The 23,911-nt window shown below is 70.7% G+C and carries 24 protein-coding genes and 1 pseudogene; 14 read left to right on the top strand and 11 right to left on the bottom strand.

Annotated features, from left to right (window positions below):
- The first annotated feature begins 209 nt into the window (after positions 1–209).
- Positions 210–699, top strand: a pseudogene (locus ACGFU7_RS23155) (hypothetical protein).
- Between the two features lie 60 nt (positions 700–759).
- Here the strand turns inward: ACGFU7_RS23155 and ACGFU7_RS23150 are convergent.
- Both ACGFU7_RS23150 and ACGFU7_RS23145 read right to left on the bottom strand, forming a co-directional pair.
- Positions 760–1,773 carry an aldo/keto reductase gene (locus ACGFU7_RS23150; RefSeq protein ID WP_393697890.1) on the bottom strand — a complete coding sequence of 338 codons (1,014 nt, stop codon included), beginning with the start codon at positions 1,771–1,773 and terminating at the stop codon, positions 760–762.
- Positions 1,773–2,234, bottom strand: a complete 462-nt coding sequence (locus tag ACGFU7_RS23145; protein WP_393697889.1) for a MerR family transcriptional regulator — start codon at positions 2,232–2,234, stop codon at positions 1,773–1,775. The genes ACGFU7_RS23150 and ACGFU7_RS23145 overlap by 1 nt, the downstream gene beginning before the upstream one ends.
- A gap of 117 nt (positions 2,235–2,351) precedes the next feature.
- Between ACGFU7_RS23145 and ACGFU7_RS23140 the strand changes: the two genes are divergently transcribed.
- Positions 2,352–3,167 carry a serine hydrolase domain-containing protein gene (locus tag ACGFU7_RS23140; protein WP_393697888.1) on the top strand — a complete coding sequence of 272 codons (816 nt, stop codon included), beginning with the start codon at positions 2,352–2,354 and terminating at the stop codon, positions 3,165–3,167.
- Positions 3,168–3,189: 22 nt separating this feature from the next.
- A complete protein-coding gene (locus ACGFU7_RS23135) occupies positions 3,190–3,780 on the top strand; it encodes a GNAT family N-acetyltransferase (protein ID WP_393697887.1) in 591 nt (196 codons plus the stop codon).
- Between the two features lie 153 nt (positions 3,781–3,933).
- Here the strand turns inward: ACGFU7_RS23135 and ACGFU7_RS23130 are convergent, their stop codons facing one another.
- Both ACGFU7_RS23130 and ACGFU7_RS23125 read right to left on the bottom strand, forming a co-directional pair.
- Positions 3,934–4,578: a dihydrofolate reductase family protein gene (locus tag ACGFU7_RS23130; protein ID WP_393697886.1), complete on the bottom strand. Its 645-nt coding sequence runs from the start codon at positions 4,576–4,578 to the stop codon at positions 3,934–3,936.
- A gap of 107 nt (positions 4,579–4,685) precedes the next feature.
- Positions 4,686–5,342: a pirin family protein gene (locus ACGFU7_RS23125; RefSeq protein ID WP_393697885.1), complete on the bottom strand. Its 657-nt coding sequence runs from the start codon at positions 5,340–5,342 to the stop codon at positions 4,686–4,688.
- 116 nt (positions 5,343–5,458) lie between these two features.
- On the opposite strand from ACGFU7_RS23125, the gene ACGFU7_RS23120 reads away from it, so the two are divergent.
- The 5 genes from ACGFU7_RS23120 (at position 5,459) to fabF (ending at position 10,329) form a co-directional block, all read left to right on the top strand.
- A complete protein-coding gene (locus ACGFU7_RS23120; protein ID WP_393697884.1) occupies positions 5,459–6,658 on the top strand; it encodes a PucR family transcriptional regulator in 1,200 nt (399 codons plus the stop codon).
- A gap of 89 nt (positions 6,659–6,747) precedes the next feature.
- Complete coding sequence (locus tag ACGFU7_RS23115; RefSeq protein ID WP_393697883.1) at positions 6,748–7,662, top strand: ACP S-malonyltransferase; 915 nt, start codon at positions 6,748–6,750, stop codon at positions 7,660–7,662.
- 13 nt (positions 7,663–7,675) lie between these two features.
- Positions 7,676–8,677 (top strand): ketoacyl-ACP synthase III, encoded by a 1,002-nt coding sequence (locus ACGFU7_RS23110; protein ID WP_393697882.1) that lies wholly within the window; start codon positions 7,676–7,678, stop codon positions 8,675–8,677.
- A gap of 63 nt (positions 8,678–8,740) precedes the next feature.
- Positions 8,741–8,989, top strand: a complete 249-nt coding sequence (locus ACGFU7_RS23105; RefSeq protein WP_024490626.1) for an acyl carrier protein — start codon at positions 8,741–8,743, stop codon at positions 8,987–8,989.
- A gap of 77 nt (positions 8,990–9,066) precedes the next feature.
- A complete protein-coding gene (fabF, locus tag ACGFU7_RS23100) occupies positions 9,067–10,329 on the top strand; it encodes a beta-ketoacyl-ACP synthase II (RefSeq protein WP_393697881.1) in 1,263 nt (420 codons plus the stop codon).
- Between the two features lie 168 nt (positions 10,330–10,497).
- Here the strand turns inward: fabF and ACGFU7_RS23095 are convergent, their stop codons facing one another.
- Positions 10,498–10,992 carry a DUF3145 domain-containing protein gene (locus ACGFU7_RS23095; protein ID WP_114244370.1) on the bottom strand — a complete coding sequence of 165 codons (495 nt, stop codon included), beginning with the start codon at positions 10,990–10,992 and terminating at the stop codon, positions 10,498–10,500.
- A gap of 351 nt (positions 10,993–11,343) precedes the next feature.
- On the opposite strand from ACGFU7_RS23095, the gene ACGFU7_RS23090 reads away from it, so the two are divergent.
- On the top strand, positions 11,344–12,261 hold the full coding sequence (locus ACGFU7_RS23090; RefSeq protein WP_393697880.1) for an SGNH/GDSL hydrolase family protein: 918 nt from the start codon (positions 11,344–11,346) through the stop codon (positions 12,259–12,261).
- 11 nt (positions 12,262–12,272) lie between these two features.
- A complete protein-coding gene (locus ACGFU7_RS23085) occupies positions 12,273–13,271 on the top strand; it encodes an aldose epimerase family protein (RefSeq protein ID WP_393697879.1) in 999 nt (332 codons plus the stop codon).
- A gap of 116 nt (positions 13,272–13,387) precedes the next feature.
- Here the strand turns inward: ACGFU7_RS23085 and ACGFU7_RS23080 are convergent, their stop codons facing one another.
- Positions 13,388–15,859, bottom strand: coding sequence for a beta-glucosidase (locus tag ACGFU7_RS23080; RefSeq protein WP_393697878.1), 2,472 nt, complete (start codon positions 15,857–15,859; stop codon positions 13,388–13,390).
- 153 nt (positions 15,860–16,012) lie between these two features.
- On the opposite strand from ACGFU7_RS23080, the gene ACGFU7_RS23075 reads away from it, so the two are divergent.
- Positions 16,013–16,609, top strand: coding sequence for a TetR/AcrR family transcriptional regulator (locus ACGFU7_RS23075; RefSeq protein WP_393697877.1), 597 nt, complete (start codon positions 16,013–16,015; stop codon positions 16,607–16,609).
- Between the two features lie 119 nt (positions 16,610–16,728).
- Positions 16,729–18,687 carry a flavin monoamine oxidase family protein gene (locus ACGFU7_RS23070; RefSeq protein WP_393697876.1) on the top strand — a complete coding sequence of 653 codons (1,959 nt, stop codon included), beginning with the start codon at positions 16,729–16,731 and terminating at the stop codon, positions 18,685–18,687.
- Positions 18,688–18,708: 21 nt separating this feature from the next.
- On the opposite strand, the gene ACGFU7_RS23065 is transcribed toward ACGFU7_RS23070, so the two are convergent.
- The 4 genes from ACGFU7_RS23065 to ACGFU7_RS23050 all read right to left on the bottom strand — a co-directional run bounded on the left by ACGFU7_RS23065 (position 18,709) and on the right by ACGFU7_RS23050 (position 21,759).
- Complete coding sequence (locus ACGFU7_RS23065) at positions 18,709–19,320, bottom strand: LysE family transporter (protein ID WP_393697875.1); 612 nt, start codon at positions 19,318–19,320, stop codon at positions 18,709–18,711.
- A 15-nt stretch (positions 19,321–19,335) separates the two neighbouring features.
- Positions 19,336–20,115 (bottom strand): EI24 domain-containing protein, encoded by a 780-nt coding sequence (locus tag ACGFU7_RS23060; RefSeq protein ID WP_393697874.1) that lies wholly within the window; start codon positions 20,113–20,115, stop codon positions 19,336–19,338.
- Positions 20,116–20,221: 106 nt separating this feature from the next.
- Positions 20,222–20,650 carry an organic hydroperoxide resistance protein gene (locus tag ACGFU7_RS23055; RefSeq protein ID WP_393697873.1) on the bottom strand — a complete coding sequence of 143 codons (429 nt, stop codon included), beginning with the start codon at positions 20,648–20,650 and terminating at the stop codon, positions 20,222–20,224.
- 89 nt (positions 20,651–20,739) lie between these two features.
- A complete protein-coding gene (locus tag ACGFU7_RS23050) occupies positions 20,740–21,759 on the bottom strand; it encodes an NADP-dependent oxidoreductase (protein WP_393697872.1) in 1,020 nt (339 codons plus the stop codon).
- A gap of 151 nt (positions 21,760–21,910) precedes the next feature.
- Here ACGFU7_RS23050 and ACGFU7_RS23045 point away from each other — a divergent pair, with 151 nt between their 5' ends.
- On the top strand, positions 21,911–22,354 hold the full coding sequence (locus tag ACGFU7_RS23045; RefSeq protein WP_393697871.1) for a MarR family winged helix-turn-helix transcriptional regulator: 444 nt from the start codon (positions 21,911–21,913) through the stop codon (positions 22,352–22,354).
- Between the two features lie 41 nt (positions 22,355–22,395).
- Here the strand turns inward: ACGFU7_RS23045 and ACGFU7_RS23040 are convergent, their stop codons facing one another.
- Entirely contained in the window at positions 22,396–23,166 is a 771-nt protein-coding gene (locus ACGFU7_RS23040; protein ID WP_393697870.1) for a hypothetical protein, read from the bottom strand.
- Positions 23,167–23,244: 78 nt separating this feature from the next.
- Between ACGFU7_RS23040 and ACGFU7_RS23035 the strand changes: the two genes are divergently transcribed.
- Positions 23,245–23,811 (top strand): hypothetical protein, encoded by a 567-nt coding sequence (locus tag ACGFU7_RS23035; RefSeq protein ID WP_393697869.1) that lies wholly within the window; start codon positions 23,245–23,247, stop codon positions 23,809–23,811.
- Positions 23,812–23,911: the final 100 nt, after the last annotated feature.

Genomic DNA, 23,911 nt, shown 5'->3' with positions numbered 1-23,911 from the left:
TCGTAAGCGTTTCGGATCTCTTGGTACCCGTTCGTCGTGGGGCCAGTCATCACCGGGTTGGGGCGCGGGCAACGTCCTGGCCGATTCCCGTACACCCCCTACCCCGGTATCACCCCGTAGTTGGCCCCCGGTGCGACGCCCCCGCACTCGCCCTCTCCGTCGCGCCGGACGGCGCACGGGAGCCGGATCAACCGGAGAGGGAGGACGGGATGCGCCGTTACGCGAGGACTTTGGTCGCGTTCGCACTGGCCACCACCCTGGTGGCGGGGACGGCCGGATGGGCGTCCGGGAATGCGCAGCAGGCCCTCACCGGGCCGCCGTCGGGCACCGCGTCCTGGCGCGCGGATCACGTGCTGGGGCGGGAGCTACCCGATCCCGGGCGGAGCGCACCGGCCGAAGCGGCCGAATTCTTCCGGGGGTTGACCGCAGCACAGCAACAGGCCCTGGTCGTACGCCATCCACTCGTCGTCGGCAATCTGGACGGCGCCCCCGTCGAGTTGCGAGAACGCCACGGACTGGATCGACGACGTGCCGAACGTCGAGGTGGTGGGGATCGGCCACGGCCCCGATCCGGCCGCCCCGGAGTTCGGCGCACGCCGCGTCCCGGCCGACGACGCCCGCGGGCACACCGGCTACTTCGTCCCGGGCACGGACTCGCTCCGCGCCTTCGCCGCGATCACCGAGGGGAAAGCGCGGTGAGCTCCGGACGGAAGGCGCGGTGAGCCCGGGACGGAAGCGTGGTGAGCCCCGGGCGGCCGGTTACTCGCGCGCCGCGGAAGTCGAGCTCATGTCCGGGTACCGGTCACCCGCCACCTGCCCCGCGATCGGCTCCAGCAGTGCCAGTTCCTCCGCCGTCAGCGTGAGTCGGGTGGCGGCCACGTTCTCCAGCAGCCGGCTGCTCTTGCGGGTGCCCGGGATCGGCACCACGGTCAGGCCGTGCGCCTGGGCCCGCTGCTGCACCCAGGCGAGTGCCACCTGCGCGGCCGACGCCCCGTGCGCCGCCGCGATCTTGTGGACGGGCTCCAGCAGGGCTGCGTTCGTCTTCGCGTTGTCGCCCGTGAAGCGCGGCTGGTACTTGCGGAAGTCGCCCTCCGACAGGTCCTTGGCCGCGTCCGTGAACGCCCCGGTCAAAAAGCCCCGGCCGAGCGGCGAGTACGGCACGAAGGTCACCCCGAGCTCGACCGCGGCGGGCACGGCGCTGCGCTCGACGTCCCGGCTGAAGAGCGACCACTCGGACTGCAGGGCGGCGATCGGGTGCACGGCGTACGCCTCGCGCAGCTCCGCGCCGGTCACCTCGCTCAGCCCGAGCTGCTTGACCTTGCCCTGCTGCACCAGCTCGGCCATCGCGCCGACGGACTCGGCCAGCGGGACGGCCGGGTCGCGGCGGTGCATGTAGTAGAGGTCGATGACGTCGGTGTTCAGGCGACGAAGACTGTCCTCGACGGCCTGGCGGATGTACGCGGGGTCGTTGCGCACACCCCGGTACTGCGGGTCATCGGTCCGCTCTATGGCGAACTTCGTGGCGAGGGTGATCTCGCCCCGGTGCGCCCCGACGAACGGCGCCAGGAACTTCTCGTTGGCGCCGCGGCCGTACACATCTGCGGTGTCGAAGAGCGTGACGCCCGCCGCCAGCGCCGTCTCCAGCGTCTCGCGGGCGGAGGACTCATCGGTGTCCCCGTAGAACTCGCTGATGCCCATGCAGCCGAGTCCCTGCACGCCGACCTGCGGGCCGCCGTTTCCGAGCTCCACGGTGGTGATCTTGTCATCAGTCATCAGGCACAAGGCCTTTCCGGCGCCCGTCGGGCACTCGCATAGAAGTCGATCTTGTGGTCGAGGACGGCGAGGGTGTCCTGGAGCTCCGCGATCCGCGTCTTCACGTCGCGGCGGGTCGACTCCAGCAGCTCCTGCCGTTCCTCGAAGGTGTGCTCGCCCTCACGCAACAACTCCGCGTACCGGACCATGTCGGCGACCGGCATTCCGGTCAGCCGCAGCTTGCCGACGAAGGCCAGCCAGTCCAGGTCACGGTTGGTGAAGCGGCGCTGACCGGTGTGCGAACGGTCGACGTGCGGCATCAGCCCGATCCGCTCGTACCAGCGCAAGGTGTGCGCGGTGAGCCCGGTGAAGGCGGCGACCTCACTGATGGTGTAGCGGTCCTGGCCCTCGGGGCGCGGATGCGCCCGGGGCGCCGTGGCACAGGCGTCCACCTTCACGGAAGTGCTCTCCATCACCGTCATGCCCTCCACGCTAGAACCTTGGAGTGCACTCTAAGCAAGCGCAAACCGTGACGGGTTTCGGCGATGGCGCGGCCACCCCCTCCTTGCCGCGCCGGGCGGCCCTTTACGCTCGTACGCATGCAGAGCCTGGCGATGATCGACAACTGGCCCGTCCCCACCGCGGCGGCGGCCGTCGTACGAGCGGACGGCACCGTCGTCGGTACGCACGGCCCGACCGCGCACCGTTTCCCGCTCGCCTCCGTCACCAAGCCGATCGCGGCCTATGCGGCGCTCGTGGCGTACGAGGAGGGCGCGGTCGAGCTCGACGAGCCGGCCGGGCCCGAAGGCTCCACCGTCCGGCATCTGCTCGCGCACACCAGCGGGCTCGCCTTCGACGAGCACCGGGTGACGGCCGCGCCGGGCACCCGGCGGCTCTACTCCAACGCGGGCTTCGAGGTGCTCGGCGACCATATCGCCAAGGCCACCGACATCCCGTTCCCGGAGTATGTGCGCCAGGCGGTACTGGAACCGCTGGGCATGACGTCGACCACGGTGGACGGCTCGCCCGCCAAGGACGGTGTCTCGACCGTCGACGATCTCATGCGGTTCGTGGCCGAGGTGCAGGCGCCGCGGCTGCTCGACCCGCGTACGGTGCTGGCCGCGCAGACCGTCGTACACCCCGGTCTGAAGGGTGTGCTGCCGGGCTACGGCCACCAGAACCCCAACGACTGGGGGCTCGGCTTCGAGATCCGGGACTCCAAGTCGCCGCACTGGACGGGTGCTTCCTCGTCGCCTTCGACGTTCGGGCACTTCGGGCAGTCGGGGACGTTCCTGTGGATCGACCCGGCCGCGGGAGCGGCCTGCGTGGCGCTCACCGACCGGGCCTTCGGGCCGTGGGCGGCCGAGGTGTGGCCGCCGTTCACCGATGCGGTGCTCGCGGAGCTCACGGCCTGAGGAACCGCTACTCTCCTCGGCCATGGCCGACATAGTCCGCGCTGCCGCCTCCGACGTCCCGGCGCTCGCCTCCGTACTCGCCAGCGCCTACGCCGAGGACCCCGTCTGGTCCTGGCTGATGCCGCACGACCGGGACCGGCGGCTGCGGCTGCTTTTCACCGCACATCTGGCGCAGCAGGTCCCGGCGGGCCGGGTGTGGACGGATCCGGACCGCACGGTGGCGGCGGTGTGGGCGGAGCCCGGGAAGTGGAAGCTGCCGGTGAGCTATCTGCTGCGCAACGCGGGCACGCTCCTGCGGGCGGGGCGGGCCCAGCTGCCCAAAACCGGAATGCGGTTGCTCGCACTGGAGCACCGCCACCCGGCCGACCCCGCGCACTGGTACGTCGAGTACATCGGCACCCACGCGGACGCGCGCGGCACGGGGCGCGGATCGCAGGTGCTGGGCGGGCTGCTGGAGCAGGCGGACGCGGACGGGCGGCCGGTGTTCCTGGAGTCGAGCAACCGCCGCAACCTGACCTTCTACCAGCGGCACGACTTCACCGTGCGGGAGGAGATGACGTTCCGGGCAGGGCCGCCGATGTGGTCGATGTGGCGCCGGGACACGGACCAGTAGCTCTTCGCCGACGAGCGGGCCCGCCGCCCACGGCTGTGCGGCGGTCGCGGACGAGTACCGCGGCCCGTGCCGGCGTCCCGCCCGCAACCACGCGGTCATTTCACCGGAACGCCGGCGTCGGGCGCGCCCGGCGTCCCCGAGCGCGCCCTCGTGTCACCTCCGCCAGAACAGGTGGTGCGTCACGCCGCTCGGGCTGGGCACGACCTCCAGGTGGTACCGGTCGAGCAGCTCGTCGGGGGACTCCCAGAGCCGCACTCCGGATCCGAGCTTCACCGGCGAGACCGCCACATGCAGGGTGTCGACGAGGCCCGCGTCGAGGAACTGCCTGATGGTGGTGGCTCCGCCGCCGAGTCGGACGTCCTTGCCCTGCGCCGCCTCCCGCGCCTGTTGGAGGACCGTGGCCGGATCCCCGTCGACGAAGTGGAACGTGGTGTCGGACAGTGTGTACGAAGGACGTGTGTGGTGGGTCATGACGAACACCGGGGTGCGAAACGGGGGCTCGTCGCCCCACCAGCCGCGCCACTCGTGGTCGCTCCAGGGCCCGCGCTGGGGCCCGAACTTGTTGCGGCCCATGATTTCGGCCCCGATGTTGCGTGCGTAGTCCCGCGTGAAGTAGTCGTCGAGGCCCCGGCTCCCCCCGGGGTCGGTGCGCATGGGCCAGCTCGCCGTGGCACCGGCCCAGGCGAACAGCCTCTCGGGATCGACGTGACCGAACGGACTCTCGAAGCTCTGGTCTTCACCGGCCCCGATTCCGTCACTGGAAACATTGAAGTTCTGGACTCTCAATAACTGGGCCACGCGTTCCTCCTGCGTCGTCGGTAACAGTGATCAGACTCTTCGGGCCGGCAAAACTCATCGCCGCGCCGTGACCGACCTGAATTCGGGCTGCTCGTGGTCCTGCCGACTCAGGCCGACAGCTCCCAGATCAGCACCTCGGCCGCCTCGGCCGCCACCAGTTCCAGGCCCTGTTCCCCCGTGATCCGCGCCGCGTCGCCGGGTACCAGGTCCTCGTCGCCGATCCGCACGCCGCCCGCCACCACATGGACGTACGCCCGCGCCGCGTCCGGCACCGCCGTGCGCTCCCCGGGAGCCAGTCTGCGTACGTGCAGCATGGCGCCCGCTTCCGGGAGGGCGTACGGCGTGGAGTCGGCGATGCCGGGAACAATCGTGTACGAGGGTTCGCCGCCCGGTTCGAGCGGTGCCAGCCACATCTGAAGGAACGTCAGCGGGCCGTCACCGTCGTTGCGCTCGGCGTGACGCACCCCGGCCGCCGCGCTGAGGTGCTGGAGGTCCCCGGCCCGTACGACCGTGGCGTGACCGGTCGAATCGCGGTGGGTCAGCTCACCCTCGACGACCCAGGTGACGATCTCCGTGTGGCTGTGGGGGTGTTCGTCGAAGCCCGCGCCGGGCGCCAGCCGTTCCGCGTTGCACGCCAGGACCGCGCCGAAGCGCAGATTGTCCGGGTCGTAGAAGCTGCCGAAGGAGAAGGCGTGCCGGGACAGGATGCCGGCGGCCCGGTCCCCGCCCGTGAAGCGGTCTTCGGCGCGGTGTACGGAAATCACCCGCCCACGGTAGCCCTGCCGGGGCACGCCCGGACCCCCCGGCCGCTACCCGGCAGTACGACCCGCCACCGCCCCGGCCCACCGAGCACGTGGCCGGATAAGGCAGTCTTGTGTCCGTGCCCCGACCCGATCCTGAGCAGCCCGCTGCGAACGCCGCCCACCTGCATGCCGCGACCCTGAAACGGCTGGAGCAGTCCTCCGGCCGGCTGGCCGCCAATGCGATCGCCCGCATGGACGAGTCACTGCCGTGGTACCGGGCGATGCCACCGGAGAACCGGTCCTGGATCGGCCTGGTGGCCCAGGCCGGGATCGCGGCGTTCACCGAGTGGTTCCGGCATCCGGAGACACCGCAGGCCATCTCCACCGATGTGTTCGGTACGGCTCCGCGCGAGCTGACCCGGGCGATCACCCTGCGGCAGACCGTCGAGATGGTGCGTACGACGATCGAGGTCATGGAGGCCGCGATCGAGGAGGTCGCCGCGCCCGGCGACGAGTCGGTGCTGCGGGAGGCGCTGCTCGTCTACGCGCGGGAGATCGCCTTCGCGACCGCCCAGGTGTACGCGCAGGCCGCCGAGGCCCGCGGCGCCTGGGACGCCAGGCTGGAATCGCTCGTGGTGAACGCGGTGCTGTCCGGTGAGGCCGACGAGGGCGCCGTGTCACGCGCCGCGGCGCTCGGCTGGAACTCCCCCGAGCACGTCTGCGTGCTGCTCGGTACGGCCCCGGACGGCGACAGCGAACTGACGGTGGAAGCGATCCGGCGGGCCGCCCGGCACGCGAAGCTCCAGGTCCTGACCGGGGTGCTCGGCAACCGGCTGGTCGTCATCGCGGGCGGCAGCGACAACCCGCTGCACGTCGCGAAGGCGCTGATCGGCCCGTACGCGGCAGGTCCCGTCGTCGCCGGACCCGTGGTGCCCGACCTGCTGGCGGCCACCCGGTCCGCGCAGGCGGCGGCCGCCGGGCTCAAGGCGTGCAGCGCCTGGCAGGACGCCCCGCGACCGGTGCTGGCCGACGATCTGCTGCCGGAGCGCGCGATGGCGGGCGACCCTGCCGCACGGGACCAGTTGGTGGAGGAGATCTACAGACCGCTGGAAGAAGCGGGTTCTGCACTCCTGGAGACGCTGAGTGTGTATCTGGAGCAGGCGAGCAGCCTGGAAGGCGCGGCCAGGATGCTCTTCGTCCACCCCAACACCGTGCGCTACCGGCTCCGACGTGTGACTGACGTCACCGGATGGTCACCTTCCGATGTCCGCTCGGCGTTCACGCTCCGAATCGCCCTCATCCTGGGGCGCTTGGCCGCCAGAGATCCTCAGTCCTAGACTTTTGTCGGACATCAACAATTCCCCATACGGTTCTTCGTCCCTGTCCCCACGGGCGTTCCGGACCGTTCACAAGAGAGAGTGTGAGGGTGCTCGTACTCGTCGCTCCCGGCCAAGGCGCTCAGACGCCCGGCTTCCTGACTCCCTGGCTCGACCTCCCCGGTGCCACCGACCGCATCGCGGCCTGGTCGGACGCCATCGGCCTCGACCTCGCCCACTACGGCACCGAGGCCGACGCGGAGGCGATCCGTGACACCGCGGTGGCGCAGCCGCTGCTGGTCGCCGCCGGTCTGCTGTCTGCCGCCGCGCTCGACGCGTCGCCCGACATCGTCGCAGGTCACAGCGTGGGTGAGATCACCGCAGCCGCCCTCGCCGGAGTCATCGGCGACGAGGCCGCACTCCGTCTCGTACGTACCCGTGGGCTCGCCATGGCCGACGCCGCGGCGGTCACCGAGACCGGCATGGCGGCGCTGCTCGGCGGCGACCCCGAGGTGACGGTCCCGCACCTGGAGAAGCTCGGACTGACCCCGGCGAACGTCAACGGGGCCGGCCAGATCGTCGCCGCCGGCACCGCCGCGCAGATCGCCGCGCTGACCGAGGACAAGCCCGAGGGCGTACGCCGGGTGGTGCCCCTCAAGGTCGCCGGTGCCTTCCACACGCACCACATGGCACCCGCCGTCGACCGGCTGCGCGAGGCCGCCCTGGCGCTGAAGATCGCCGATCCGACCGTGACATATGTCTCGAACGCCGACGGAGAGACGGTCGCCATCGGCGACGAGGTCATCTCCCGGCTGGTCGGCCAGGTGGCCAACCCGGTCCGCTGGGACCTGTGCATGGAGACCTTCAAGAAGCTGGGCGTCACGGCTCTCATCGAGGCGTGCCCCGGCGGCACCCTCACGGGTCTCGCCAAGCGCGCGCTGCCCGGTGTGCAGACTCTCGCGCTCAAGACCCCCGACGACCTCGACGCGGCCCGCGTGCTCATCTCCGAGCACGCAGGCGCCTAAGGAGCCCGAGAGCATGTCGAAGATCAAGCCCAGCCAGGGCGCCCCGTACGCACGCATCATGGGTGTCGGCGGCTACCGCCCGACCCGTGTCGTGCCCAACGAGGTGATCCTCGAGACGATCGACTCGTCCGACGAGTGGATCCGTTCGCGCTCCGGCATCGCCACCCGCCACTGGGCCTCCGAGGAGGAGACCGTGGCCGCCATGTCCGTGGAGGCGTCCGGAAAGGCCATCGCCGATGCCGGGATCACGCCCGAGCAGATCGGCGCTGTGATCGTCTCCACCGTCTCGCACTTCAAGCAGACCCCGGCCATCGCGACCGAGATCGCCCACAAGGTCGGCGCCGGCAAGCCCGCCGCCTTCGACATCTCGGCCGGCTGCGCGGGCTTCGGCTACGGACTGACCCTCGCCAAGGGCATGATCGTCGAGGGTTCGGCGGAGTACGTGCTCGTCATCGGCGTGGAGCGGCTCAGCGACCTCACCGACAAGGAGGACCGCGCGACGGCCTTCCTGTTCGGCGACGGCGCCGGTGCGGTCATCGTCGGCCCCTCCAAGGTGCCGGCCATAGGCCCGACCGTCTGGGGCTCCGAGGGCGACAAGTCCGAGACGATCAAGCAGACCGTGGCGTGGGACGAGTTCCACGCCGAGCGCCCGGAGAAGTTCCCGGCCATCACGCAGGAGGGCCAGGCGGTCTTCCGCTGGGCCGTCTTCGAGATGGCGAAGGTCGCCCAGCAGGCGCTGGACGCGGCCGGGATCGCCCCGGAAGACCTGGACGTCTTCATTCCGCACCAGGCCAACATGCGGATCATCGACTCGATGGTGAAGACCCTGAAGCTGCCGGAGAACGTCACGGTCGCCCGTGACGTCGAGACCACCGGCAACACCTCCGCCGCCTCGATTCCGCTCGCTATGGAGCGGCTTCTGGCGACCGGTCAGGCGAAGAGCGGCGACACCGCGCTCGTCATCGGCTTCGGGGCGGGTCTCGTCTACGCCGCGACGGTCGTTACCCTCCCCTAGGCACACCAGGCCTTTTCGGCCCGGACGCCCGAACCCTGCAGATAAACACCGAAGGAGCGCCACATGGCCGCCACTCAGGAAGAGATCGTCACCGGTCTCGCCGAGATCGTCAACGAGATCGCCGGTATCCCGGTCGAGGACGTCCAGCTGGACAAGTCCTTCACCGACGACCTGGACGTCGACTCGCTGTCCATGGTCGAGGTCGTCGTCGCCGCCGAGGAGCGCTTCGACGTCAAGATCCCCGACGAGGACGTCAAGAACCTCAAGACGGTCGGCGACGCTGCCGACTACATCCTCAAGCACCAGGCCTGATCAGGCCGGCTCCTGTGTCGCCACCCGGCGGTGGCGCCGCTGATTCACGACCCTCTACACGTGGAGAAGATTTTCCAGTGAACTCGACCAATCGCACCGTGGTCGTCACCGGTATCGGCGCAACCACTCCGCTGGGTGGCGACTCGGCGTCGACCTGGGAAGGTCTGATGGCCGGTCGTTCCGGCGTCAAGCCTCTCGAGGGCGAACGTTTCGCCGAATTGCCCGTCCGGATCGCCGCACTCGCGGCCGTCGACCCGGGCGACGTACTGCCCCGCCCGCTCGCCCGCAAGCTGGACCGCTCGGCGCAGTTCGCGCTGATCGCGGCCCGCGAGGCGTGGGCGGACGCCGGCTTCACCGGCAAGGCCGGTGAGGACGACACGATCCGGCCCGAGCGGCTGGGCTCGGTCATCGCCTCCGGTATCGGCGGCGTGATCACCCTGCTCGACCAGTACGACGTGCTCAAGGAGAAGGGCGTACGCCGCGTCTCCCCGCACACCGTGCCCATGCTCATGCCCAACGGCCCGGCCGCCAACGTCGGCCTGGAGGTCAACGCCCAGGCCGGTGTGCACACTCCGGTCTCGGCCTGCGCCTCGGGCGCCGAGGCGATCGGGTACGCCGTCGAGATGATCCGCACCGGCCGTGCCGATGTGGTCCTCGCCGGTGGCACCGAGGCGGCGATCCACCCGCTGCCGATCGCCGCGTTCGCCAACATGATGGCGATGTCCAAGCACAACGACGAGCCCGAGAAGGCGTCGCGTCCGTACGACACGGGCCGTGACGGCTTCGTCCTCGGCGAGGGTGCCGGGGTCGTCGTCCTGGAGTCCGCGGAGCACGCCGCCGCGCGTGGCGCCAAGGTCTACTGCGAGGTGCTGGGCCAGGGTCTGTCCGCGGACGCCCACCACATCGCGCAGCCTGAGCCGACCGGTCGCGGCATCGCCGCCGCGATGCAGAACCTGCTGGACCAGACGGATCTCAAGCCGTCCGAGGTCGTGCACCTCAACGCGCATGCCACGTCGACGCCGCAGGGCGATGTCGCGGAGCTCAAGGCTCTGCGCAAGGTTCTGGGCGACGACCTCGACCATGTCGCGATCTCCGCGACGAAGTCGATGACCGGCCACCTGCTCGGTGGCGCGGGCGGCATCGAGACCGTCGCGACGGTCCTGGCGCTGCACCACCGGATGGCTCCGCCGACGATCAACGTGGAGCACCTCGACGAGGCGGTGGAGGCGGACATCGTGCGCGATGAGCCGCGGCCGCTGCCGGAGGGGTCGATCGCCGCGATCAACAACTCGTTCGGGTTCGGCGGGCACAACGTGGTCCTGGCGTTCCGCAGCGTCTGACCCACGGCCCACGGCCCGGTATCTGCGCCGAAGCCCGCTTCCCCCGAGTGGGGAGGCGGGCTTCGTCCGTGAAATCCCGCCTTGTCGGCGCTCGAGCCCCGGTTGCATCAAGCCCCTCCGGCGATTGAGGAGCGGGGGTCCGGGGGGGCAGCGCCCCCGGTCACGGGCTCACACCACCTGGTGCAGCCACCGCACCGGCGCGCCCTCTCCCGCGTGGCGGAAGGACTCCAGTTCGTCGTCCCACGGCTTGCCGAGCAGCTTGGCGATCTCGGCCTCCAGGTCCGTCTCGCCCCGCACGGACCGTGCCAGCGCCGCCCGCAGCCGGTCCTCGGGGACCAGGATGTCGCCGTGCATGCCGGTGACTGCGTGGAAGATTCCCAGCTCGGGCGTGGAGCTGTAGCGCTCGCCCTCCGACGTGGGACTCGGCTCCGCCGTCACCTCGAAGCGCAGCAGATCCCAGCCACGCAGCGCGGATGCCAGCTTCGACGCCGTGCCGGGCCGGGCCTGCCAGGAGAACTCGGAGCGCCAAGTGCCGGGCGCGGCCGGCTGTCTGATCCAGTCCAGCTGGACCCGCACACCGAGGACACCTGCCACCGCCCATTCGACATGGGGGCAGAGCGCGCGCGGTGCGGAGTGAACGTACAGAACTCCACGTGTCGTCACCGGGACCTCCAGTGTGGGACGAAGTTCGCCTTCCCCAGCGGCCTCGCGCCCGTACCGTCTCTTCTCGGCCGGTTCCCGAGGTTGTCATCAGTAAACAGCATCGGGGTGAATCTCCTGAAAAGGGACAGTATGTGACGTGATGTGATTTACGGAAAGCCACCCGAGTGGAGCCGGGTGAGGGGAAGCGCCGCTGGTTCGACGAGGAAAAGCTACCGCGCGGCGGCGTCCGAGGTGTGACGTACCGTCGGTCCTGGGCCCATCATTCGCTCAGCTTTCACCCTGCAGAGCGCCCGGGCCTTCCGACCGGTGCCACGAGGGGTTGCCGGGGGCATAACCGAGGGGAACCAAGGGATGCAGGATCGTTCCGCCCGCCACCGTTCGCGTGCCGCGGCCGCCGTCCTGACGGTCGTCTCGTTGCTCGGCACGGCCGCTCTGACCGGCTGCGACGCCGGCCGGGACGGGACGACGAAGGGGGCGGCGGCCGAAAAGCGGCGGCCGCCCGCCAGGCCCGGCCCGGTCTGGGACCGCAGCCCCGGGTCGGTGGCCGCCGTCGGTGACTCCATCACCCGCGGTTTCGACGCCTGTTCGGTGCTGGCGGACTGCCCGGAGGTGTCCTGGTCGACCGGCACGGACAGCGAGGTGCGCAGCCTCGCCGTGCGGCTGCTCGGTGCGTCGCGGGCCGCCGAACGCAGCTGGAACCATGCCGAGACGGGGGCCAGGATCGCGCAGTTGCCGGAGCAGATGGCACTGGCCGCGAAGGAGAAGCCGGATCTGGTGACGGTGATGATCGGCGCCAATGACGCCTGCCGGGACTCGGCGCGGTTCATGACGCCGGTGGCGGATTTCCGGGCGTCGTTCGAGGCTTCGATGCGTCAGTTGCGTGCCGGGGCACCGAAGGCACAGGTGTATGTGTCGAGCGTGCCGGACCTCAAGCGGCTCTGGTCGACGGGGCGCGGCAATGCGCTGGGCAAGCAGATCTGGAAGCTGGGGATCTGTCGGTCGATGCTGGGTGACGCGGACGACATGGGTGCGCGCGCCGTGGCCCGGCGCACCTCGGTGCAGGAGCGGGTCGTGGCGTACAACGATGTGCTGCGGAAGGTCTGTGCGAAGGATCTGCGCTGCCGTTACGACGGCGGGGCGGTCTTCGACTACCGGTTCACCGGCAAGCAGCTCAGCCAGTGGGACTGGTTCCATCCGGGGCGGAACGGGCAGGCGCGGCTGGCGGAGATCGCGTACCGCAATGTCATCTCGGCCCGGCCCCCGGCGTAGGGTTTGTGATCATGGACACAGGTTCGAGCACGGTGATGCATGCGGAAGAGTTCGGCACTCTCGCGGACGGCGCCGTCGTGCACCGCTGGACGCTGGAGCGGGACGGTACGCGGGTGCGTGTCCTGACGTACGGCGGCATCGTGCAGTCGGTCGAGGCGCCCGGCCGGGACGGGGTGCGGGCGGGTGTCGCGCTCGGGCTGCCGGATCTCGCCGGGTACGAGACGTATTCGGGTCCGTATTTCGGCGCGCTGGTCGGGCGGTACGCGAACCGGATCGGCGGTGCCTGCTTCGAACTGGACGGGCAGACGCACCGGGTGACGCGCAACGAGGGGCGCAACCATGTGCACGGCGGGGCCCGGGGCTTCGACAAGCGCGTGTGGCAGGCGCGGGAGGTGACGGACGGTGTCGAGCTGTCCCTGGTCTCCGAGGACGGCGAGGAGGGCTTCCCCGGGCGCCTGACAATATCGGCGGCGTACACCCTGGACGAGGGCGGGGCGCTGCGGATTGCGTACCGGGCGACGACGGACGCCCCGACGGTGCTGAACCTGACGAATCACACGTACTGGAATCTCGCGGGCGACGACAGCGGCAGCGCGCTCGGGCAGGTGCTGCGGATCGTGGCCGGGCGGATCACCCCGGCGGACGCCGAGTCGCTGCCGACGGGCGAGTTTCTCCCGGTGGACGGGACCAGGTTCGACTTCCGTGAGCCGAAGCCGGTCGGCGTGGGCTACGACCACAACTTCGTGCTGGACGGGGCCGGGCCGGGCCCGGCGGCCGAGCTGTACGACGCGGCGTCGGGACGCGTGCTGACCGTCACCACCACGGAACCGGGGATGCAGCTGTACACGGCGGATCACTTCGACGGACGGCCGTTCGGGCCGTGCGCCGGGATCGCGCTGGAGACCCAGCACTTCCCGGACTCCCCGAACCGGCCCGAGTTCCCGAGCACGGTGCTGCGGCCGGGCGAGGAGTACGTCTCGACGACGGTGTACGGATTCGCGGTGCGCTGAGGTGCGCTGAGGTGCGCTGATGTGCGCTGATGTGCGCCGACACCGGCATCACGGCATGAGGAGAGCCCCGGAGCGGGGTCAGGTACCGCGCCGGGGCTCTCCCGTACCGGGGGCCGCTACTCCTTGATGTCCACGGCCGTCGTCAGGCGTACGTCACCGAGCGAGCGGGCCGCCTGCACCTCGTACGTGCCGGGGACGAGGGTCCAGTCGTACGCCGTCTCGTCCCAGATCTCGTACGCGCGCCGCTCCAGCGCAATCACTGCCTCGGCACTCTCGCCGGGCGCCGCCTCGATCCGTGCGAAGCCGGCCAGCCAGCGGACCGGGCGTTCGGCGGTGTCGTCCCGGGGCGCGAGGTAGAGCTGGACGGTCTCGGCGCCGGGCCGGGTGCCGGTGTTGCGGAGCCGGACGGTGGCGGTGTCGGGGCCTGCCACCAGGCTCTCGTACTCCCAGGTGGTGTAGCCGAGGCCGTGGCCGAAGGGGTATGCGGGCGCGGTGCCGGCCTTCTCCCAGGCCCGGTAGCCGACGAAGACGCCCTCCTCGTAGTGGAGTTCGCCGCCGGTCGGGGTGGTGGAGGAGACCGGGACGTCGGCGAGCGCGACCGGCCAGGTGGTGGGGAGGCGGCCGCCCGGTTCCTCGGCGCCGAGCAGGACGTCGGCAAGCGCGTGGCCGGCCTCCTGGCCGGGGAACCAGCTGAGCAGGACCGCGGCGACCTCGTCGCGCCACACAAGCTCCACCGGGGAGCCGGAGTTGACGATCACGACGGTGTTCGGGTTGGCAGCGGCGACGGCCCTGACCAGGTCGTCCTGGTGGCCGGGGAGCTTCAGGTCGGTGCGGTCGAAGCCTTCGGACTCGACGCGTTCGGTGGTGCCGACGACGACGATCGCGGTGTCCGCGGCGCGGGCCGCCTCGACGGCCTCGGCGATCAGCTCCTGGGGGTCGCGGCGCGGGCCGAGGTGACAGAAGGAGAACGAGACGCCGGGGATCGGTGCGTCGTCGCCCAGGGTGTCGGGGACCTGCCGCAGGGAGACTTCGACGGGTTCACCCGCGGTGAGGGAGATCCGGCCGCGCTCCAGGGGGTTGCCGAAGAACGCCTCGCCGGGGTCGGTGGAGCCGGTGACCCGGTGGACCTCGTCGTACAGGGTCTCGCCGCCGACGGTGAGGGCGAGCGCTCCGGTGCCGCGGGTGCCGAAGATGTGCTCGCCGCCGTCGCGCGGGACGAAGGTGCCGGTGATCTCGACGCTGTGCAGCGTCTCGCGGGTCACGCCCTCGGGGAGGTCGGTGCCGATCCACTGGACGGTGCCGCTGTGCAGCGGGACCGACCCGATGACGGTGCCGGAGGCGTCGTAACAGACGGCCCTGAGCTCGAAGCCCTTCTCGGCGGGGGCGAGTTCGTTGTTCGGGTCGGCGCCGACGCGGTAGTCGAGGACGCCCTCGGGGAGGGCGGCGGTGAGGCCGTCCAGCGGCGAGACGATGTGGTGCGGGAAGACCTGGACGGAGCCGCCGCCGAGGACCCGGGCGTCCCGGGCGAGCGCCCCGCTGAGCGCGACCTTGCGGACGGCGGCCGGGTCGATGGGAAGCGCGGCGCGTTCATTGCGTACGAGGACGAAGGAGCGGCGGGCGATCTCGCGGGCCAGTGCGTCGCCGTCGACGGGCTCGGGGAGGGCGGCCTCGTCGACGACGGGCGGGGCGCCGTCCAGGATGCCGACGCGGGCGGCCAGCCGCAGCACATTGCGTACGGCCCCGTCGACGACGGACTCCTCGACCTCACCGGCCCGCACGGCGTCGGCGAGCGCCTTCCCGTACACGGTCTTCGGGCCCGGCATGGCGACGTCGAGGCCGCCGTTGACGGCGGCGACGGTGGAGCGGGCGGCCAGCCAGTCGGAGACGATGTAGCCGTCGAAGCCCCATTCGCCGCGCAGCACCGCGTTCTGCAGATAGCGGTGCTCGGTCATGGTGGAACCGTTGACCTGGTTGTACGCGGCCATGATGCCCCACGGGTGGGCGTTCTTGACGATCCGTTCGAACGGGGCGAGGTAGATCTCGCGCAGGGTGCGCGGGGCGACGATGTTGTCGACGGTGAAGCGGTCGGTCTCGGCGTCGTTGGCGACGAAATGCTTGACGGTCGTGCCGACCCCGCCGTCCTGCACACCCCGCACATAGCCGGTGCCGATCTCGCCGGTGAGGTACGGGTCCTCGCTGTACGTCTCGAAGTGGCGCCCGCCGAGCGGGGACCGGTGGAGGTTCACGGTCGGGGCGAGGAGGACGTGCACCCCCTTGCGGCGGGCCTCCTGGGCCAGCAGCCGGCCGGCCCGGCGGGCCAGGGCCGGGTCCCAGGTCGCGGCGAGCGCGGTGGGCGAGGGCAGGGCGACGGACGGGTCGTCGGCGGTCCAGGCGACCCCGCGGACACCGATCGGCCCGTCGGACATCACCAGGGAGCGCAGACCGACGGCGGGGAGTCCGGGCAGCGACCACATGTCCTGGCCGGCCAGCAGCCGCGCCTTGTCGTCGAGCCCCAGCGCGGCCAGCGCCGCATCGACCGCGGCCTCGCGGGCCGCATCGGGGTTGGTGGATGTGGACGCGTCTGCCACGGCCGTACCTCCTCGTCGGATTCCTGCACTGAATGTCTCCATAGTGACTCCATAGCCGGTAGAGCAGTAGGATTTGTTATCAGTCTGTAATTTACGAGGATGGCGTACGGTCCTCGGGTCGGGACCGATGAAGCGCCGAAAGGGGCCGGGGAGATGGTGCGGGCCAGAAGCGCGGAGCGGCGGGCGGAGATCCTCCGGGCCACTCTCGAAGTGATCGCCGAGCGCGGCTATCGCGGCGCTTCACTGAGTGCTGTCGCCGAACGCGTCGGCCTCAGCCAGCAGGGGCTCCTGCACTACTTCCCGACCAAGGAGGCGCTGCTCGTCGCCGTGCTCAAAGACCGCGACCAGTGGGACACCGGCGGCGGCACCCGGAGCGACGGCACCTGGCGGATCGATCTGCTGGCCTCGCTCGTCGAGTACAACGCGATGCGGCCCGGCATCGTCCAGACGTTCTCGGCGCTGCTCGGCGAGAGCGTGACGGAGGGTCATCCCGCGCGGGAGTTCTTCACCCGCCGCTACACCCAGGTCCGGTCGAGCATGGCGGCGATGCTGCGCGCGGAGTACGGCGAGCGGCTGCCGGGCGGTCTGACTCCGGAGCGCGCGGCGCCGCTGCTGGTGGCGATGATGGACGGGCTTCAGTACCAGTGGCTGCTGGATCCGGATTCGGTGGACATGCCCGCGGCGTTCCAGGATTTTCTGGCGCTGTTGCGGTCGCCGGAATCGGATGCTCCGGAGAACCCTCGATCATGACATGACCTGCGGCGTCGCCAGTACGACAAGACCGATAGGCCCCACCTGCGGGTGATTTCCGGGCGTTCTACGCGCGTCCGGGCACAGGGCACCGCCCCGGGCGCCCCAGGGTGGGCCGCATGACTTCCAAGCCCGCCGGACCTTCCTCCGGCCTGCCCTCCCGCCGCACCATGATCACGGGCGCCGCCGCCGGTGCCGCCGCCCTCGCCACGACCGCCGTAGGCTCCGCAAGTGCCGCCGCGCCGGGCGCCCTTGACGCACCCGCCGCATCCGGAACCGCGCTCGCGCCCACGGCCGCCCCCGGCTCGGACTGGGACGCCTGCCTGACCATCGCCCGCGCCATCCTCGTACGCGACGAACAGGACCAGCCGCTGGTCCCCCACTACCGCGACATCCTGCTGTCCAAGGGTCTGCCGCGCAGCCGCAAGGACCCCAAGAAGGTCCTGGTCGTCGGCGCGGGCCCGGCCGGGCTCACCGCCGCCCATCTGCTCCGCAACGCCGGGCACACCGTCACCGTGATCGAGGCCAACGGCAACCGCGTCGGCGGCCGGATCAAGACCTTCCGCAAGGGCGGCCACGAGAACGCGAAGGCGCCGTTCGCCGACCCGAAGCAGTACGCCGAGGCCGGCGCCATGCGGATCCCCGACAGCCACCCGCTCGTCACCGGGCTCATGGACGGCTTCGACCTGAAGCGCCGCCGCTTCTACCTGGTCGATGTCGACACCGAGGGCCGGCCGGCGAACCACACCTGGATCCACGTCAACGGCATCCGGATGCGCAAGGCCGACTACGCGCAGAAGCCGCAGGCGATCAACCGCTCGTTCGGGGTCCCCGCGGAGTTCGAGAACAAGACCGCCGCGACGATCGTGCGGGAGGCCTTCGCGCCCGTGCGCAAGGAGTTCGAGGGCAAGGAGGGCAGCGAGCTCGTCAAGGGCTGGGCGCGGGTCATCCAGCAGTACGGACACTGGTCGATGTTCCGCTTCCTGACCGAGGCTGCCAAGCTCGACGAGCGCACCGTCGACCTCATCGGCACGGTCGAGAACCTCACCTCGCGGCTCCATCTCGCCTTTGTGCACAGCTTCATCGGGGCCTCCCTGATCAGCCCGGACACCGCGTTCTTCGAGCTGCCGGACGGCACGGCCACCCTGGCCGACGCGATGTACAAGCGGGTCAAGGACATCGTGCGGCTGGACCGCCGGGCCACCAGGATCAGCTACGGCGAGGACCGCGTCCGGGTCGAGACGGTGTCCGAGGGCCGCGACGGCAAGCCGCTCGTGCGCGAGACGTTCACCGGCGACCGGGCGATCATCACCGTGCCGTTCTCCGGGCTGCGCCACATCCCGGTCGCTCCCGCGCTCTCATACGGCAAACGGCGCGCGATCACCGAGATCCACTACGACGCGGCGACCAAGGTGCTGCTCGAATTCAGCCTCCGCTGGTGGGAGTTCGAGGAGAAGGACTGGAAGACCGAGCTGGAGAAGATCAAGCCCGGTCTGTACGACGCCTACCGCCTGGGCAGGGCGCCGGCCGACGGTTCACTGCTGGGCGCCCACCCCTCCGTACCGCCCGGTCACATCCCGCCCAACCAGCGCGTGCACTATGCGGCGTACCGGGCCACCGCCCGCAACCAGCCCGAGGCGGCGCATGTCATCGGCGGCGGATCGGTCACCGACAACCCCAACCGCTTCATGTTCCAGCCGTCCCACCCGGTCGAGGGGAGCCCGGGCGGCGTCGTCCTCGCCTCGTACAGCTGGGCCGACGACGCGCTGAAGTGGGACTCGCTGGACGACAACGAGCGCTACCCGCACGCCCTGGGCGGGGTGCAGGACGTGTACGGACAGCGCGTCGAGGTCTTCTACACGGGCGTCGGCGCCACCCAGTCGTGGATGCGCGACCCGTACGCGTACGGCGAGGCCTCGGTGCTGCTGCCGGGCCAGCACACCGAGCTGTTCGCCGATGTGCGCTCGGTCGAGGGGCCGCTGCACTTCGCCGGCTGCCACACCTCGATCAAGCCGGCCTGGATCGAGGGGGCCCTGGAGTCGGCGGTCAGGTCCGCGCTGGAGGTGCACAGCAGCTGACCCGTGTCCGGCGGGCGTCGCTCAGTGCCCTCCCAGGCCCAGGGTGACGCCCAGTCCGACGAGCACCGATCCGATGCCCCGGTTGAGGACCTTCTGCCACCTCAGCATCGCGGTGCGCAGACGCGAGTTCGAGAAGAACAGCGCGACCAGGCCGAACCAGCCGAGATGGGCGACGGCCATGAACAACCCGTAACCGGCCTGCTGCCACAGGCCGGTTGTGGGCCCGACGACCTGGGTGAAGGTCGACACGACGAAGAGTGTGGTCTTGGGGTTCAGCGCATTGGTGAGGAAGCCGGTGCGCAGGGCCCCGAGCCGGGTCAGCTGCGGCTTCGAGTCCAGGTCGACGCCGAGATCGCTGCGGGCGAGGAAGGTCCGCACCCCGATGTAGACGAGATAGGCCGCGCCGACCAGTTTGATCGCGGTGAACAGGGCGGTCGAGGACGCGATCAGCAGCCCGACGCCGAGCATCGTGTAGGTGACATGGACGAGCACACCGGCGGCGACTCCGACGGCGGCCAGCAGCCCCGTCGTACGGCCGTGGAGACAGCTGTTGCGAACGACCATCGCGAAGTCCGCGCCCGGGCTGATCACGGCGAGGACGGTGATGACGGCGACAGCGATGATCTCGGTCATGGGTGCGGGACCTCCTCAGCCCTTGTGGAGGGTGTACGGGGTCGGGGCCACGTCCTCGTCGGGCGCCACCAGATCCCGCGCCAGCAGGGTGGCCCCGGCGACGGCTCCCGGCATCAGGAACACGGCGACGAACGGGACGAGGAAGGCGAGCCCCAGCGGTACGCCGAAGCCGAGGGTCAGCATGCGGCGGCCGCGCAGCAGGACGAGCCGGTCCTTCAGGGCCATGCCGCGGCGCTGGAGTGCGACGGCGGTGAGCTCCTCGGCGAGGAAGTAGCCGGTGACGCAGAAGCCGATCACGGGGACGACGGTCTGGCCGACGACCGGAATGAATCCGAGGGCGAAGAGCAGTACCGCGTACAGCCCCACCCGCAGCAGGATGCGGATGCTGTCACGGGCGGAGATCCACAGCTCCCGCCAGAGCGGCAGCCCGGACTCGGGGACCTCGCCGCCTTCCGTACGGTCGACCTGCTCGGAGAGCGACTCGTAGAAGGGCTGGCCGACCAGCAGGGTCACGGCGGTGAACGTGATCACGGCGAGGAAGAGCCCGAGGGCGAAGACCAGCACGGTCAGGGTGGTACGGAGCAGGCCGAGCCAGGGCGATGACCAGTCGTCGGCGAAGGGGGTCGCCCAGGTCACCAGGTTGTCGGCGCCGTAGCCGAGGCCGACGAGCGCCGCCGCGTACAGGACGAGGGTGATGAGTCCGGGCAGCAGCCCGAAGCCGAACCAGCGTCCGTGTCTGCCGACCCAACGCTGTCCCTTTATCAAGTAGCCGAAGCCCACCCCTAGATCACGCATGGCGTCAGCGTACTGGTGGGGACGGGCCGGTCCCGTCGCGGTGTGCCCGGTGTACGGCCGAGGGCCGCACCCCCGCGGGGTACGGCCCTCAGTCGGTTTCGAGCGGTCAGGCGACCGACAGCTCGACCTTGATGTTTCCGCGCGTGGCGTTCGAGTACGGGCACACCTGGTGGGCCTTCTCGATGAGCGACTGCGCGGTGGCGGTGTCGACGTTCGGAATGGTGGCGGTGATCGCGACCTCCAGACCGAAGCCGCCCTCGGCGGTCTTGCCGATGCCGACCGCGGCGGTCACCGTGGAGCCGGAGATGTCGGCCTTCTCCTGACGGGCCACGACGCCGAGGGCGCCCTGGAAGCAGGCGCTGTAGCCGGCCGCGAAGAGCTGCTCCGGGTTGGTGCCCGAGCCGCTTCCGCCCATGGCCTTGGGCGGGTTGACGATGACGTCGAGGTTGCCGTCGTCGGACGAGACGCGGCCGTCACGGCCGTTCTCGGCGGTGGCGACAGCGGTGTAGGCAACAGTGATGTCCTGAATGGCCATGCGGGAAATTCCTTCTGCTGTGCGCCGCGACTCGCGCCCACGATCGCGACGGCCTGCGGATGAGCCTAACGGGTGCACCGGGGCGCCTGTCAGGCGAGGGAGACGATCATCTTTCCGGTGTTCTCACCGCGCAGCAGACCCGTGAATGCGTCGAAGCCGTTCTCGATGCCTTCGACGAAGGTCTCCCCGTACTTCAGCTCGCCCGAGGCCAGCCAGCCGGCGACCTCCTGGACGAACTGCGGCTGGAGCGCGGCGTGATCGCCGACGAGCATGCCCTGGATGCGCAGCCGCTTGCCGATGACCAGGGCGAGGTTGCGCGGGCCGGGGGTCGGCTCGGTGGCGTTGTACTGGGCGATCATTCCGCAGACGGTGACGCGGCCGTGCAAGTTGAGCGAGGAGATCGCCGCTTCGAGGTGCTCGCCGCCGACGTTGTCGAAGTAGACGTCGATGCCGTCGGGGGCGGCTGCGCGCAGCTGCTCGCCGACCGGGCCGTTCTTGTAGTTGAAGGCTGCGTCGAAGCCGTACTCCTCGACGAGGAGCTTGACCTTCTCGTCGGAACCGGCCGAGCCGATGACCCGCGATGCGCCCTTGAGCTTCGCCATCTGGCCGACCTGGCTGCCGACCGCGCCGGCCGCGCCGGAGACGAAGACGGCGTCGCCCTCCTTGAACGAGGCGACCTCGAAGAGGCCCGCGTAGGCGGTGAGCCCGGTCATGCCGAGCACGCCGAGATAGGCGGAGAGCGGGGCGAGCGACGCGTCGACCTTCACGGCGTGCTTGGCCGGGACATCGGCGTACTCGCGCCAGCCGAGGCCGTGCAGGACGTGGTCGCCGACTGCGATGCCCTCCGCGTTCGAGGCGATGACCTCGCCGACCGCTCCGCCTTCCATGGGGTGGTCGAGCTTGAAGGGCGGGGCGTACGACTTCACGTCGTTCATCCGGCCCCGCATGTACGGGTCGACCGAGAAGTGCAGATTGCGGACGAGGACGCGGCCCTCGCCGGGAGCGGCGACCGGGGCCTCACGCAGCGCGAAATCCTCGGCCTTCGGCCAGCCGTGGGGGCGGGCGACGAGGTGCCATTCACGGCTGGACGTGGGAAGTGCTGCAGACATGGGCTCGGGGTCTCCTCAATGCCTTACGGGGTGGGGGAAGCTTCGCCCGGGCCGGCCTGGGCCGACGGGGGAAGCAGAAATGCTTCATGACGTGAAACAACCATGCTCCTGAATATTTCACCTTGTCAAGTAACCGGCTATCCTGGGCGTCATGGCCACCACCCGTACAGACCCTCTGACCCTCGAAGTCGTCGAGCTCATCGGTACCGTCGTGGCGCGCTACTACGAGGAGTACGACGAGGCCGCGGCAGCTCACTCCCTCACCGGCGCCCAGGCGCGCGTTCTCGGGCTGCTCTCCCTTGAGCCGATGCCCATGCGCAAGATCGCCCAGAAGCTGAAGTGCGAGCCGTCGAATGTCACCGGCATCGTCGACCGGCTGGAGACGCGCGGCCTGGTGGAGCGCAGGCCGGATCCGGCCGACCGGCGGGTGAAGCTGGCCGCCCCGACGGAGAAGGGTGCGCGGACGGCGGAGCAGCTGCGCGATGCGCTCACTTTCGCCCGGGAGCCGCTGGCCGAGCTGTCGGACGGGGACCGGGCGATGCTGCGGGACCTGCTGCGGCGGATGCTGGGCGAGTCAGGCCCGCGCCACGACTGAGAACACGGTGCGGCCGGGGGCCACGCGACCGGGCGAACCGCTCACCAACAGAGCCACAACCAGCACGTATCGGACGGAGTCGGCGTGGGTGTGGGGGCGGGGGCGGGCGAGGCCGGGGGCGCCGACTTCGTCGGGGTGTCGCTGGGCCGGGCGGAGCCCGACGGATCGCCGGGCGTCCCCTCGGTGGCGCCGGGGCCTGACGACGGGTCCGTGGAGGCGGGGGGCGGCGCGGAGGCCGGTACCGACGCGGCGCCGGAACTCTCGGGGCGGGCGCTGCCGGTCGCCCCGCCCGCACCTGTGGCATCGGCGGGATGGGAATCGGTGGCCGGGAGCACGGAGGGACCGTCCACCGGACCGGGCGGCTCGGCCGCGTCGCTCGCCGAGGGGTCCGGGGCCGGCTCGGTCGTGACCGAGGTCGATTCGCGTACGTAGTCCGAGGCGCCGTCGTCGCCCTTCGGCTCGATGGCCAGCTCGGCCAGGCTCAGCGCCCCGGCCGCGAGCACCACGCCGAGCACGACGAGCAGGGCCGTCCGGCCGCGACGGCGGTGCGCACGCCGGCCACGCCCCTGCGCCCCCGCCCTCCGGGCCGACCTGCGGGAACCCTGTGCGCCGCGCGCGGGCTGGGCAGCACCGCGTCCCCGGCGGCGTCGGCCCCCGGGCCGGGGCGGTGCAGGCGTCTCGGCCTCCGCATCCGGTTCGTGACCGGAGAACACAGGCGTGGCGTAGTGGCTCAGCGCCTCGGCGGGGGTTCCGCATCCGGCACAGGCCAGGGCACCGTTGAGATGCCGCTGACACGGGTGGCAGTAATCCATGGCGCCCGCAGATTAGATGCCTGTGGGACAACGTAGAAAGCCGCTCAGGTGAGGATTCTGTGTGGAACCGTTGAATCCATGACCGCTCCCACGCCTTTTGGCCCTCGTGAGTTCCAGCTTGTCCTGTTGCGCCGGATGGCCGACCACCAGCCCGCCCTCGTCGACGACGCCCGGCAGGAGCTGAGCGCCTCGCTCGCCGAGATGCGGGAGGCCAACCGCCGTTGGCAGGCCATGGTGCGGGCGCCGCGCGGGCGCGGCGCGCTGCGCCGCTACCGTTCGGTGCTCGGCGAGCCCGAGTCGTCCGCACACCGCACGATCGGCGACCTGGAGTGCGACGCGCTGCTGTGGCCGGTGCCTCTCTGGCCGGATCTGCGGTTCGAGGTGATGGTCGCGCCGGGCGGGGCCGTATGGAACGAATGGCTGGTCCGGGCGCCGGGAGCGCCGGGCCCCGAGCTGCGTACGGTCGAGGATCTGCGTCCCTGGTCGGGCACGGTGGACGAGGTCGCACGGGCCTTCGCGCCGGCCCGCCCCATGGAGGGCAGCGCGCCGACCCGGTGGGCGCTCGCAATCACCGCGCCCGGGACGGGTGAGCCGTATGTCGCCGAATTCACCTGGGGGCTGTTCCAGCGGCTGCTGCCCGGCTGACTTCCCCGTACCGCATTTTTCTGTCGGTTCGTCAGCTATGTACCTCCTACGGCCCATCCCGACGCGCGCAATGACTCCGAACGGCGCACGATGCGAAGAG

It is taken from the genome of Streptomyces sp. NPDC048473, from assembly GCF_043200155.1.
GTDB lineage: Bacteria > Actinomycetota > Actinomycetes > Streptomycetales > Streptomycetaceae > Streptomyces.
The sequence above is the reverse complement of the archived record's forward strand: the minus strand, read 5'-3'. Positions and strand labels throughout refer to the sequence as shown.